The sequence below is a fragment of the Gordonia sp. CNJ-863 genome, assembly GCF_001942325.1.
GTDB classification, from domain to species: Bacteria; Actinomycetota; Actinomycetes; order Mycobacteriales; family Mycobacteriaceae; genus Gordonia; species Gordonia alkanivorans.
In genome coordinates, this window is the sequence record NZ_MKKG01000033.1 from 51,664 (window position 1) to 64,275 (window position 12,612).

13 protein-coding genes and 1 tRNA gene are annotated in these 12,612 nt (G+C 67.0%); 11 read left to right on the forward strand and 3 right to left on the reverse strand.

Features of this window, described 5'->3' with window-relative positions:
* The first annotated feature begins 97 nt into the window (after nucleotides 1-97).
* From BJF87_RS16030 to BJF87_RS16040, 3 genes are all read left to right on the forward strand, one after another.
* Nucleotides 98-379 carry a hypothetical protein gene (locus BJF87_RS16030; protein WP_075863544.1) on the forward strand — a complete coding sequence of 94 codons (282 nt, stop codon included), beginning with the start codon at nucleotides 98-100 and terminating at the stop codon, nucleotides 377-379.
* A 159-nt stretch (nucleotides 380-538) separates the two neighbouring features.
* Complete coding sequence (locus tag BJF87_RS16035; protein ID WP_006358717.1) at nucleotides 539-748, forward strand: CsbD family protein; 210 nt, start codon at nucleotides 539-541, stop codon at nucleotides 746-748.
* A 77-nt stretch (nucleotides 749-825) separates the two neighbouring features.
* Nucleotides 826-916 (forward strand) — tRNA-Ser (locus tag BJF87_RS16040).
* 55 nt (nucleotides 917-971) lie between these two features.
* On the opposite strand, the gene BJF87_RS16045 is transcribed toward BJF87_RS16040, so the two are convergent.
* Nucleotides 972-1,409, reverse strand: coding sequence for a MarR family winged helix-turn-helix transcriptional regulator (locus BJF87_RS16045; RefSeq protein ID WP_035754339.1), 438 nt, complete (start codon nucleotides 1,407-1,409; stop codon nucleotides 972-974).
* A 96-nt stretch (nucleotides 1,410-1,505) separates the two neighbouring features.
* Here BJF87_RS16045 and BJF87_RS16050 point away from each other — a divergent pair, with 96 nt between their 5' ends.
* The 5 genes from BJF87_RS16050 (at nucleotide 1,506) to BJF87_RS16070 (ending at nucleotide 8,756) form a co-directional block, all read left to right on the forward strand.
* Nucleotides 1,506-2,396, forward strand: coding sequence for an alpha/beta fold hydrolase (locus tag BJF87_RS16050; protein WP_035754341.1), 891 nt, complete (start codon nucleotides 1,506-1,508; stop codon nucleotides 2,394-2,396).
* Nucleotides 2,397-2,572: 176 nt separating this feature from the next.
* Nucleotides 2,573-4,039 (forward strand): class I adenylate-forming enzyme family protein, encoded by a 1,467-nt coding sequence (locus tag BJF87_RS16055; protein WP_035754343.1) that lies wholly within the window; start codon nucleotides 2,573-2,575, stop codon nucleotides 4,037-4,039.
* A gap of 120 nt (nucleotides 4,040-4,159) precedes the next feature.
* Complete coding sequence (locus BJF87_RS16060) at nucleotides 4,160-6,022, forward strand: DUF3556 domain-containing protein (RefSeq protein WP_035754345.1); 1,863 nt, start codon at nucleotides 4,160-4,162, stop codon at nucleotides 6,020-6,022.
* A complete protein-coding gene (locus tag BJF87_RS16065) occupies nucleotides 6,019-7,446 on the forward strand; it encodes an NAD(P)/FAD-dependent oxidoreductase (protein WP_035754348.1) in 1,428 nt (475 codons plus the stop codon). Before BJF87_RS16060 ends, BJF87_RS16065 begins: the two co-directional genes overlap by 4 nt.
* A gap of 23 nt (nucleotides 7,447-7,469) precedes the next feature.
* The gene (locus BJF87_RS16070) at nucleotides 7,470-8,756 is read left to right on the forward strand and encodes a CdaR family transcriptional regulator (protein WP_035754475.1); all 1,287 of its coding nucleotides are present in this window, start codon (nucleotides 7,470-7,472) and stop codon (nucleotides 8,754-8,756) included.
* Nucleotides 8,757-8,759: 3 nt separating this feature from the next.
* Here BJF87_RS16070 and BJF87_RS16075 read toward each other — a convergent pair whose 3' ends face one another.
* Nucleotides 8,760-9,593 (reverse strand): SDR family oxidoreductase, encoded by an 834-nt coding sequence (locus BJF87_RS16075; RefSeq protein ID WP_006358904.1) that lies wholly within the window; start codon nucleotides 9,591-9,593, stop codon nucleotides 8,760-8,762.
* Nucleotides 9,594-9,754: 161 nt separating this feature from the next.
* On the opposite strand from BJF87_RS16075, the gene BJF87_RS16080 reads away from it, so the two are divergent.
* Nucleotides 9,755-10,651: a helix-turn-helix transcriptional regulator gene (locus BJF87_RS16080; RefSeq protein WP_042377074.1), complete on the forward strand. Its 897-nt coding sequence runs from the start codon at nucleotides 9,755-9,757 to the stop codon at nucleotides 10,649-10,651.
* Between the two features lie 24 nt (nucleotides 10,652-10,675).
* Here BJF87_RS16080 and BJF87_RS16085 read toward each other — a convergent pair whose 3' ends face one another.
* On the reverse strand, nucleotides 10,676-11,146 hold the full coding sequence (locus tag BJF87_RS16085) for a hypothetical protein (protein ID WP_042377076.1): 471 nt from the start codon (nucleotides 11,144-11,146) through the stop codon (nucleotides 10,676-10,678).
* A gap of 557 nt (nucleotides 11,147-11,703) precedes the next feature.
* Between BJF87_RS16085 and BJF87_RS26855 the strand changes: the two genes are divergently transcribed.
* Nucleotides 11,704-12,126: an FAD/NAD(P)-binding oxidoreductase gene (locus BJF87_RS26855; RefSeq protein WP_231380953.1), complete on the forward strand. Its 423-nt coding sequence runs from the start codon at nucleotides 11,704-11,706 to the stop codon at nucleotides 12,124-12,126.
* A complete protein-coding gene (locus BJF87_RS26860) occupies nucleotides 12,072-12,611 on the forward strand; it encodes an NAD(P)/FAD-dependent oxidoreductase (RefSeq protein ID WP_231380955.1) in 540 nt (179 codons plus the stop codon). The genes BJF87_RS26855 and BJF87_RS26860 overlap by 55 nt, the downstream gene beginning before the upstream one ends.
* The last annotated feature ends 1 nt before the right edge of the window (nucleotide 12,612 follow it).

Sequence of the window (12,612 nt, forward strand, 5' to 3'; positions counted from 1 at the left end):
AAAAAGATCGGTGGGATCTCAGGGTCGCGACCGATGGTCGGCGCTGTGCTGCTCTGGCAGATTGGACTGGTACCGACCAGATCCTCGAGGAGAAGCCATGTCCGACCCGGCCGACAAGGTCACCGCAGCCTTCGACACCGCCAAGTCCAAGATCAACGAACTGGCCGAGAGCGGCAAGGTGCAGGAAGCACTGGGCACCGCCCGCGACAAGATCGACGAGTTCGTCGAGAGCAAGCAGGTCCAGGATGCGCTCGGCACCGCCAAGGACAAGCTGAGCGAACTCGCCGAAAACGAGAAGGTCCAGGAGGCCGTGACCACGGCCAAAGACAAGATCACCGAGGTCGCCCAGAAGTTTCAACAACCGCTGATCATCCTCTGACCTGCGGTTCTGCAGGCCGGGGAATGTCTGTGGCACGGTGGGAACCAGGAGTCAGCTCCTTCGAGCGACGCCCGCGTCGAGCCACCGGCGCGTGACGGTCGCCGAGTTCTTCCACCTCGGCCGGCACCAGGCCGCGCCGAACCTCACCGAGGAGGCTTCATGGGAACCACTGACGACGCCAAGAACAAGGCCGAAGAGTTGAAGGGCCGTGGCAAGGAAGCCGCCGGCAGCCTCACCGACGATCAGAGTCTGAAGAACGAGGGCAAGGGCGATCAGGCCCACGCCCAGGGCAAGCAGAAGATCACCGAGGCCGCCGACGCCGTCAAGGGCAAGATCGACGACGTCAAGGACAAGCTCACCGGCCACTGATTGTCCGCTGCACCCGGTTTTATGGCTCTGACCAGCTGATTTAAGACTCAACGCCCTGCTGCGGTACAGTCTTTCGCGGTGGCGTGTCCGAGCGGCCGAAGGTGCAGCACTCGAAATGCTGTGTGCGGTAACCCCGTACCGAGGGTTCAAATCCCTCCGCCACCGCCAGGAATGACCCCCTATCTATTCAGGTAGGGGGTCATTTCATTTCTCCGGGAGCCGTTCAGTTGCCGGCGACGTCGTCCCGAAGTGCGCGCAGGCCGTCTTCGGTCTCGGCGGCCCGGTGCGCGCCGACAGCCGCCTCCCATCGGACACGGATCTGCTCGAACGCAGCACTCCCGATCGCGATCGCCTCGCGACCGTGCGCGGTGATCTGCAGACTCTTGCGGCGCGCATCGTCGGTGTCTGCCGCTCGTTCCACGTAGCCCAGTCCCTCGAGCGTGCTGATGGTCTTGGCGGCCGCCTGGCGGGAGACGCCGAGGTGCCGGGCGAGGGAAGCGGCGTTGCCCGCCCCCTCCTCGATGGCCTCCATGGCGAGCTCATTGGAAACCGTGAGGCCCGCATGCCCGGCCTCGGTCAGTTTCTCGGTGACCTCGCGCGTCATCGCGTCGAAGGTCTCGACCAGCATGCGGGCGAACTGTGCGCCATGAGAAACGTCCACGCCGGGAGATTACTGCGCGCCCCGAGATGTTGACAACCTAGTTGTCATACTCCTACCGTGTGTTGACAACCTAGTTGTCAATCTAAGGAGTCGATCATGATCATGGGCACGCAGATCCCGGTCCGGGCCACGATCCCCGGCGTCGAGCATCACGATGCAGCGGTGAACGGAACGGTGCTGCACTACGTCTCGGCGGGGCGGGAGGGCTCGCCGATCGTCCTGGTCCACGGGTTCCCCGAGTCGTGGTGGGCGTTCCACAAGCTGATCCCGCTGTTGGCGGGGACCCATCGGGTGTTCGCCCTCGACCTCCGCGGTTTCGGCGATTCGGCTGTCGCCGGCGACGACTTCACCAGTTCCATGGCCGCCGAGGACATCCACCAGTTCGTGAGACACCTCGCGGCCGGCCCCGTACATGTTCTCGCGCAGGATATCTCGGGCGGTGCGGTCTATCGGTTCGTCTCGGGGCATCCCGAACTCGTGCGGAGCCTTGTCGGCGTGGAGATGGGGCTGGCCGGATTCGGACTCGAGGGATTCGGGGATGTCACCCAGGGTGGTTCGTGGCACATCGGTGCGTTGGCCGCGCCGGGGATACCCGACCTGCTCATCGCCGGCCGCGAGCGGGAAGTGCTCGGCGAGTGGGCTTTTCCGACGATGACCACTGTCGAGGGGGCGGTTGGCGAGGAGGATCTCGACGAGTTCGTCCGGGTTTTCGCCCGAGACGGCGGTTGGCGCGGGGCAGCGGGTCTGTACCGGTCCATGCTCGCCGAAGGGGAGGAGTTCCGGGCCAGGGCTGCCGTGCCGCTCGCCGTGCCGATGCTCGCGGTCGGATCCTCCGGAGGGGCGTTCACCGCCCAGACGCTCGCGCAGATCTCCGGCGGGCCGCTGTCCGCAATGGAGTTCGACGAGGTGGGCCACCACGTCGCGCTCGAGGCCCCGGATCGGCTCGCGACAGCGGTCGCCGACTTCCTCGCCGACGTGGACGGCTGACCCCCACGTCGGCAGCGGGGATGCTGCGTCGCGATCCCGGCAGAGGCTTTTGTGCTCCGAGGACAAACGCCTCTGCCAAGTCTGGCCTCCCGGGCCGTTTCAGATCACTTTGCGGTTGCTTAGTGTTCTGAATCACATACCGGAGGACAAACGTGATCTGCCTTGGAGGCCTACCCGTGACCAGTTCCTACTTCGCCTGGGACCTGACCGAGCGTGGCGACGCACCGTGTGTTCGCGACGACGCGACCGCACTCGACTACGTGGGCTTCGCCGAGCGCGTCGACGCCGCGGCCGAGCAGTTCGCCGGTCGAGGTGTCGGCCGGGGCGATGTGGTGGCGACCTTCCTGCCGAACCGCGTCGAACTGCTGATCACGCTGATGGCCGCCTGGCGGCTGGGCGCGGTCGCTACGCCGGTCAATCCCGCCTTCACGCCCGATGAGGCCGAGTACCAGCTCGCGGACTCGGGCGCACGCCTCGTCGTCGGGCTCACCGCGGGTGGCACCGATCCCGATCGTGACTTCCTCCCCGTCGACGACCTCGCCACGTCGCCGCCCCAGCGCTGGCGCGCCCCGGCCACGCCGAGCTTCGACGACGACGCACTGCTCATCTACACATCCGGCTCGACCGGCCGTCCCAAAGGCGTGCGCCTCTGCCACGGAAACCTGCATCACATGGGTTCGGCGATGGCCCAGCACTTCTCGCTCACCGATCGGGACCACGCACTACTCGTGCTGCCGCTGTTCCACGTCAACGCCATCTGCGTGAGCTTCCTGGCGCCGATGCTGGTCGGCGGGCAGTTGAGCATTACCGGCAAGTTCTCGCCGAGCCGATTCTTCGACGACGTCGCGCGACTGAAGCCGACGTACTTCTCCGCAGTCCCGACCATCTACGCGCTCCTCGTCTCGCAGCCCGGTCTGACCCCGGACGCGGTCGCTTCACTGCGATTCGCGGTCTGCGGGGCGGCCCCGATCTCCAAGGAACTGCTCGACCGGGTCGAGCAGGCCTTCGGCCTCCCGATCGTCGAGGGCTACGGACTGACCGAGGGGACGTGTGCGTCGGCCTGCAACCCGGTCGACGGTGTGCGCAAACTCGGCACGGTCGGGCCTGCGCTGCCCGGCCAGCACATCGCCGTCGTCGACGCCACGGGCGCCGAGGTGCCGACCGGTGAGATCGGCGAGGTCGTCATCAGCGGACCGAACGTGATGCGCGGCTACCTGAATCGTCCCGATGCCACCGCCTCGACCATCGTCGACGGCCGGCTGCACACCGGTGACGTCGGCCGTCTCGACTCCGACGGCTACCTGACCCTCGTCGACCGGATCAAGGACATGATCATCCGTGGCGGCGAGAACATCTACCCGAAGGAGATCGAGAACGCGCTCGCCACCCACCCCGACGTCCTCGAATGCGCCGTCGTCGGCGCCCCCGACGAGCTCTACGGCGAGCTGCCGGTCGCTTTCGTGGTCGCCTACCCGGAGCGGAACCCGTCGGCCGAGGAACTCGCCGACCACATCGCCGACCGACTCGCGAAGGTCAAGCAGCCCAGCGTGATCCACGTCATCGACGCACTGCCGCGCAACCCCGTCGGCAAGATCGACAAGCCAACCCTGCGCAACGAGGTGCGCAGCCCCGCGCCCATCTGACGACCCCACACGATCCACCACCTCGCAGCCGTCCCGGCTGCCGAGTCGACACCCCACGCGCCACGGACCCCCGCGACGCCCGAATCCAGTGATATTCCACCGGAAAAGGAGTGCACAGCAATGGGACTCACCCAACCCGATTTCCCCCAAGTGGACCCGGAGACATTCCTCCAGAGACCGTTCTTCGACCGAATCCGCACACTCGGCGCCCATTGGGCCGATTACGGATTCGGCACACCGAAGATGGTGCACATCATCTATCTGGTGAAGGTCTTCGTCTTCTACGTCGGCGTGGGGATCACGCTCGCGACCCTGACGTCCGGACTCAACCCGCTCCACGTCACCGAGTGGTGGAACCAACCCATCGTCTACCAGAAGGCGATCCTGTGGACGGTGCTGGTGGAGATCCTCGGCATCGGCGGCTCGTGGGGTCCGCTGGCCGGCCACTTCAAGCCGATGACCGGCGGCATCCTGTACTGGTTGCGCCCCAAGACGATCCGGCTCCCACCGTGGCCCGGCAAGGTGCCCTTCACCAAGGGTGACTCCCGCACCCCCTTCGACGTCGCGGTGTACGCCCTGATCCTCACGAATCTCGTTGTCGCGATCGCTCTTCCGGGTGTCACGTCGGACTCGCTGGACGCCGCGATGGCCGACAACCAGGGCCTGGTGAACCCGACGCTGATGTACCCGCTGATCGCTCTGCTCGTCGTCATGGGTCTGCGGGACAAGGTCATCTTCCTCGCGGGACGATCCGAGCAGTACCTGCCCGCGATCATCTTTTTCGGAATCCTGCCGTTCGTGGACATGATCCTCGCGCTGAAGCTGCTGATCGTGACCGTCTGGGTCGGTGCCGGAATCTCCAAGATGGGGCATCACTTCTCGATGGTGATCCCGCCGATGCTGTCGAACACCCCGTGGTTGCCGAGCAAGACGGTCAAGCGTGCGCACTACCGCAACTTCCCCGGCGACATGCGGCCGTCGAAGCTGGCCGGCGGCGTCGGGCACGTGCTGGGCACCATCGTCGAGATCGTCACGCCCCTGGTGCTGCTCTTCTCCACCAACAAGACGCTCACCGTGGCCGCGGTCGTGCTCATGGTGTGCTTCCACCTGTTCATCCTGTCGACGTTCCCGCTGGCCGTTCCGCTCGAATGGAACATGCTGTTCGCCTACGCGTCGGTGTTCCTGTTCCTCGGGTTCCCGGCCTGGGACGGCTACGCCCTCACCGACACCTCGACCCCGTGGGGCATGGTGTTGATCGTCGCGGCGCTCTGCTTCTTCCCGATCCTGGGCAACCTGCGGCCCGACCTCGTCTCCTTCCTGCCGTCGATGCGTCAGTACGCCGGCAACTGGGCGTCGGCGACCTGGGCGTTCGCGCCGGGCGCCGAGGAGAAGCTCGACAAGTATGTTGTGCGACCGGCCAAGAACACCCGCACGCAGCTGCTCGAGTCGTACCCGCCGGAGGTCGCCGACGTGGTGATGCACCAGCTGCTGGCGTGGCGGTCGCTGCACAGCCAGGGCCGCGCGCTGTACTCGCTGATGATGCGCCATCTCGGCTCCGACATCGACACCTACACCCTGCGCGAGGCCGAGTTCTCCTGTAACTCACTGGTGGCCTTCAACTTCGGTGACGGACACCTCCACGACGAGAAGCTGATCGCCGCCCTGCAGCGACGCTGCAACTTCGCGCCGGGTGAGTTCACCGTCGCGTGGATCGAGTCGCAGCCGATCCACAAGGGCACGCAGGCCTACAAGGTGATCGACGCCGCGCTGGGTGTCATCGAGACCGGCACCTACCGGGTCGTCGACGCGATCAACGAGCAGCCGTGGCTCCCGAACGGGCCGATCCCGTTCGACGTCGAGTGGACTCTCGACGTTGACGCTCGTCGCGCGGTCACCGATCCTGAAGTGGTGCGTGAACCGCGGATGCGCCGCAACGACAGCGGCACGTCGCCCGTGCAGGCGACAGATCAGGTGCAGCAGTGACCACTGCTGTCGTGGTCGGCGGCGGGCCCAACGGGCTCGCCGCCGCCCTGCACCTGGCCCGCAACGGCGTGCAGGTGCAGGTACTGGAAGCCGCCGACACGGTCGGGGGTGGCGCACGATCCGGCGAACTGACCGTCCCGGGCGTCATCCACGACCACTGCTCGGCGTTCCATCCGCTCGGGGTGGGGTCGCCGTTCTGGGCCGAGGTCGGACTCGAGAAGTACGGGCTCGTGTGGAAGTGGCCGGAGATCGACTGCGCCCACCCGCTGGACTCCGGCGACGCCGCGCTGCTGTACCAGTCGATCGCCGAGACCGCCGCCGGTCTGGGCGACGACGGAGTCCGCTGGCGGTCCATGTTCGGCGACCTCGCCGAACATTTCGACGACCTGGGTGAGGACCTGCTGCGGCCGATCGTCAACGTCCCCGGACACCCGATCCGTCTGGCGGCGTTCGGTCCTCGTGCGGTGCTGCCGGCGACCGTGCTCGCGCGGTGGTTCCGAACCGGACGGGCGCGTGCGCTCTACGGCGGGATCGCCGCGCACCTGTTCTCCCGCCTCGACCGGCCGCTGACGGCTTCTCTCGGTCTGATGATCGCCGCGAGCGGGCATCGATACGGATGGCCCGTCGCCGAGGGCGGTTCCGGCGCCATCATCGCGGCGGTGTCAGCGGCGCTGCTCGACGCCGGCGGCAAGATCGAGACCGGAGTCCGTGTCAGTTCCCGTGCGGACATCCCCACCGCCGACCTCGTCCTGCTGGATCTGTCTCCGGCGCAGGTGCTTTCGATCTACGGCGACGCCATGCCCGCACGAATCCGTCGCTCCTACCGGCGGTACCGCGTCGGGTCGTCGGCCTTCAAAGTCGATTTCGCCATCGACGGTGACATCCCGTGGACCAATCCGGACTGTGTTCGGGCCGGAACCGTGCACCTCGGCGGCGACTTCGACGAGGTCGCGTACACGGAGAAGCAACGCGCGGCGGGGGTCATGCCGGCTCGGCCCTTCGTCCTGCTCGGTCAGCAGTACGTCGCCGATCCCAGTCGGAGTGCGGGTGACATCAATCCGATCTACGCCTACGCCCACGTCCCGCGGGGTTTCGACGGCGACGCCACCGAACAGATCGTGGCGCAGATCGAGAGATTCGCCCCCGGTTTCCGCGACCGCATCGTCGCCACGACGAGCCTGGGAACCGAGGCTCTGCACCAGGGCAACGCCAACTTCGCGGCCGGTGACATCATCGGCGGCGCCAACAACGGGCTGCAGATGGTCCTGCGTCCCCGCCTTGCGGTCGATCCGTACTCGACAGGCGTCCCGGGCGTGTACATCTGCTCTCAGTCCAGTCCGCCGGGAGCCGGTGTGCACGGGTTGTGCGGGTACCACGCCGCGGAGTCGGCGTTGCGTCACGCCCGGGTGGGTTCGGCCCGGTGACCGGTTCGGGTGCGTTTCGCTCGATGTCGACGGCCGCGGGCGACGCAGCCCGCGACCGGCTGGCCGGGGTGCCCGCCGCGGCCGGCTCCGAACTGCTCGAACACGCCGCGCTGGTCGCGAAGATGTTGCGGGAGGGCGAGTCCGAGCTCGTCGCCGAGCTGAGCTCGATGATGACCCGCGGCATCGACCAACTCGACACCGACCCCAAGCTGATCGAACTGCTCGCGGCCAGCGTTCACGGCAACGTGTCGACGATCATCCATGTCCTGGCCAACGACATCCCCATCGAGCATCTCCAACCGGCAACTGCCGCAGTGGAATATGCGCTCAGGCTGGCGCAGCGCGACGTGCCGTCGAACTCACTCGTCCGGGCGTACCACATGGGACAGAACAGCATGATGCACCGCTGTTACCGGCTGGTCGAGGAACTCGACCTCGATGCCGAGGCCTCCATGGCGCTCATCCGGCACATCTCAGATGTCGTCTTCGGCTACATCGACTGGATAACGCTCTACGTGTTCGAGGCCTACGAGGACGAGCGCCGCCGGTGGCTCGGCGTCGAGGGCAACGTGCAGTCGGCCGCCATCCACACGTTCCTCGACAGCCTCGACGCCGACGACCGCGACTTCGAGAGCGAGACCGGATACCGCCTGGAACGGCGGCATCTCGCGCTGATCGTGTGGTCGGCCGACGACGATCCGCGCGAGCTGGGCGCGCTCACCCGCGCGGCGCGAGACCTGGCCGTACAGATCGGTGGCGGAGGGGACCCGATCGTCACCGCGATCGACCGGTCGACCGTCTGGGCCTGGATTCCCTTGGCAGTTCGCGGCGACGACGACAGCGTTGCGCAGGCAACGGTGCCGCCGGGGGTCAGGGTCGCCTGGGGCCTCCCGGCGTCGGGTGCGCGTGGTTTCCGGCGCACACACGAGCAGGCCCGCGCCGCCTATTCGGTCGCCACGACGCCGGGGAGTTCGGCCGGACAGGTCGTCGGCTTCGGCGACCGGGGTGTCGCCGTCGTGTCATTACTTGCCCGCGAACTGGATTCGACGCGTGCCTGGGTCCACGAAGTACTGGGCGGACTCGCCGAGGACACCCCGAACGCGGCGATGCTGCGCGAGACGCTGTCGGTGTACTTCGCCACGAAGGAAAGTCACCTCCACACCGCCGAACGCCTGAACCTGCACCGGAACACGGTGAAGTACCGCGTCGGGAAGGCGCTGGCCGAGGTGCCGCGCGACCGCGACCGCCTCGACCTCGCCCTGGCCCTCAAGGTCTGCGAGTTCCTCGGCCCGACGGTGCTCGACCGCTGACCGTCAGTCACACGCGGTGGCTGCGGACGCCTCGCGCAGCGGCGCGATCTCCTTCTCGATGCGTTCGGTGATCGCCACCCGCCGGTCGAGCGCGTCCTGGCCTACGGGAAGATGCAGCGGCAGTGGACCGTCCGACGACACGATCCGGTGGATGAACGCGGCGCCCTTGACCGGATCGCCGAGCTGCGAGTGGTTGGTCTCCGCGGCCCAGTCGAGTGTCGCGTGAGCGGGGGTGCCGTCATACGCCGCAATCTGATTCGCCGGGAGTTGTAGCGAACTGGCGTCGAGGAAGTCGGTGCGGAACACACCGGGTTCGACGACGGTGCTCTGGATGCCGAACGGCGCGAGCTCGCCGGCGAGGGATTCGCTGATGCCCGCGACCGCGAACTTGGTGGCCGAATAGAGTCCGACGCCCGGCTCGCCCTCGAAGCCTCCGCGCGATCCGATGTGCACGAGTTTGCCGCGACCGGCGGCCCGCATCAGCGGCACGACCGCACGAGTGGTGTTGAGGAGTCCGAAGACGTTGACGTCGAACACCGACCGCGCCTCGGCGTCGGTGACCTCCTCCACCGCACCGAGCAGACCGCGTCCGGCGTTGTTGACCAGGACGTCGATGGTTCCGAACCGCTCTACCGTCAGGGCGACGGCGGTGGCGACCTGGTCGGGATCGGTGACGTCGAGCGGTACCGGTAGGACATCGGCGTCGGCTCGGACGTCCTCGGGGATGGAGTCGGTGCGGCGCGCGCAGACCGCGACTCGGTCGCCGGCCTGCAGTGCGGCCCGAGCCATCTCGAGGCCCAGTCCGCGGCCGGCTCCGGTGATCATCCAGACAGACATGTTCGTGCTCACTTTCGTTGGGATGGTGGTGAATCGCCGTCGAGGCGATGACATCCATGGTTGCGATGCCGCGAGCACCGGTGAAGAGAGAGTTCTTCCTGGGACAAACTGGGCCACCCACATCCTTTGACGCACGTCGGCCGAATCCCCAGGATGGAGACATGGCCGATCAGCTGGAACCGTCGCTCGCCGATTTCCTCCGCGCTGCCCGCGGCCGATTGACGCCCGAGACCGCCGGAATATCCGACACCGGGAGGCGCCGGGTCAACGGTCTGCGACGCGAGGAGCTGGCGATGCTCGCCGGGGTGAGCGTCGACTACTACACGCGACTGGAGCAGGGGCGGAGCAAGAGTGCGTCCCTGGAAGTGCTCGATGCCCTGGCCGACGCCCTTCAGCTCGACGACAGCGAACGCTCACATCTGCACACGATCGCCCGCCGCGAACCGGCCCGACGACGTGCGGACAGGCCACAGCGTCTTCACGAGTCGACACGGGAACTGCTCGTGACCTTCGACGCGGCGCTACAACCTGAGTTCGTGCTCGGACGTCGGCTGGATGTGCTGGGACACAACCGGCTTGCCGGTCTGCTCGTCGCCGACTTCGAGAACATGCCTGCAGCACAACGGAATCAGGCACGCTTCGTCTTTCTCGACCCGCATGCACGCGACCTGTACGCCGACTGGGGCGGCGTCGCCGCAGACACCGCCGCCATGCTTCGCATGGACGCGGGCAAGCACCCCGACGATCCGAAACTCGGTGCCCTGGTGGGTGAACTGTCGATCCACAGCCCAGAGTTCGTCAAGTTGTGGGCACGCAACCGCGTGCATGAACGCAGTGTCGGCACCAAGCGGTATCACCACCCGTTGGTGGGTGACCTGACGGTTGCCTATCAGGCCCTGACCCCGGGGGACGATCCCGAGCAGACGATCTTCGTCTATCGGACCGAGCCGCGGTCCGCTTCGCGGCACGCGCTTCAACTGCTGTCCGGGATCGCCGACGCACCGGCGACGCCCGCTGGGACGACAGCCGTCTCGCGCGCCGCCGAGTCGGGTACCTGAGCGACTGTCCGGCAGCAGCCGAGGTCAGCCGATCGCGGGCCGGTGACTCTGCGCGGTGGTCTTCCGTGCCGCAGCGACCGGAGACAGTGCGACTGCGATGGTGCCGGTCACCACCAGGTGCGACGGGATCGCGGCATGAAGGGTGCGGCGGTGCCGGGACAGATCGACGACGGTGATGTCGAGCATCGATCCCGTCGAACCGGACCCGGGGAACGCGACATCGAGGATCGACGAGTGAAGGGGAAGCGCGGCATCGATGGAAACGACCGCGCGTCCATGGGAGATGACCACCGAGGTCATCCGGGTCACCAGCGTCGAGTACCACTCCGACGGCTCGCACGAGGACTGGCTCACCGGCAGTCCGTCGGCGTCGAGGTAGAAGGCGACCTTGCGCCGCAGGGATTCCTCGCGCAACGAGACCTCGCCCGCGAGGATGTCGTCGCCGGCGGCGCTGAGCGGGGCTCCCCAGGTGGATGCATCGAAGGTTCTGGTCACTTCTGACCCCTCTCGGCGAAGGACTGTGTTCTCCCAGTGTGACCGATGGCCGGGCGCTGTGCACCTCGACGCGGCGGAAAAATGTTGAACAGCAACAAAATTGACGATACATGCGTACTGGATTGCACACGCTGGAGCCGGCGCCGATCCGACGCGAACGACGATCGGGTGCTCGACCGCGATCTCGTCGTGTGCACCGATCATGGCTCAACACCCGCGCCTCCGCACCTCGGACACGCCGTTCTCGTTCGTTCGGGGGAGCACTGATACCGGCTAACCGGTAATCCCGTCACCGGGCAGCCTCCGGTCGGGTTGGCGGTCAGCATCGACGACATCTGGTTCCCATCGGACGAGTGTTGTAGTCACCGATTCAAGGACTCACCAGGACGAATCCGACGCCGCGGTGACACTGCGCGAGAGGGGCTCTCACCATGAACGACACATCGATAGACACGGTCGCGTGCCCGACGACTGGGTCCGGCAGCTGAACCACGCGCACGCCCGCTGAATCCCGAAACCCTCCCCGCCACCGCACTTCACGAACCACGGAGCCCCTCATGTCCACCGCCTTCACCTCACACGCCACCGACCTCGTCAGCGTCTACGGTCGCAGCCAGTGCCGGCGTGCGTTCGAGCTGCGCGACCTCCTCAGCCGGAGCGTCGTCCACTTCCAATGGATCCCGATCGACACCGACGTCGACTGCACACAGCACTTCGGTGTGCCGCTCGACGAGACAGACCTCCCGATCGTCGATCTGAGCGACGGTTCGCGGCTGCACTCCCCGACGGTCGCCGAGCTCGCGGACCGGCTCGGGTGGGTCCAAGAACCCAAGCTGAAGGAATACGACGTCGCGATCTACGGTGCCGGGCCGGCGGGGCTGTCCGCAGCGGTCTACGCGGCGTCGGAGGGGCTGAGCTCCTCCTCATGCGCGACGGGATGCAGACCCGCTTCGCCGACGACCGGGTGTACACGACGCTGAACGACGGGACGACCGTCGTCTCACGGACTGCGGTGTGCACGACCGGCGTGGAGTGGCGGCGCCTCGGGCTCCCCGACGAGGACCGCTACATGGGCTGCGGCCTCTTCTACGGGGCGGCGACCAGCGAGGCGCCGACGTGCTCCGACCTCGAGGTGTTCGTCGTCGGCGGCGGCAACTCCGCCGGCCAGGCGGTGATGAACTTGTCGGCGTACGCCAAGCGCGTCACCATGCTGGTCCGCGGGCCGTCCTTGTCAGCGACGCTGTCCGCCTATCTCGAGGAACGGGTCGTCCGACAGCCCAATGTCGAGATCAGGACGAACACCCGGGTGGCCGGCCTCCGCGGAGCGCAGGGATTGACGTCGATTCGTGTCGAGGACACCAGAACCGGCGCCGTCCGCCGGAACTCGGTGAAGCGCGTCGCATCCGCCGTCGGCGAAGGGGCGATGGCGGTCACCTTCGTCCACAGCTACCTGGCGTCGACTTAGG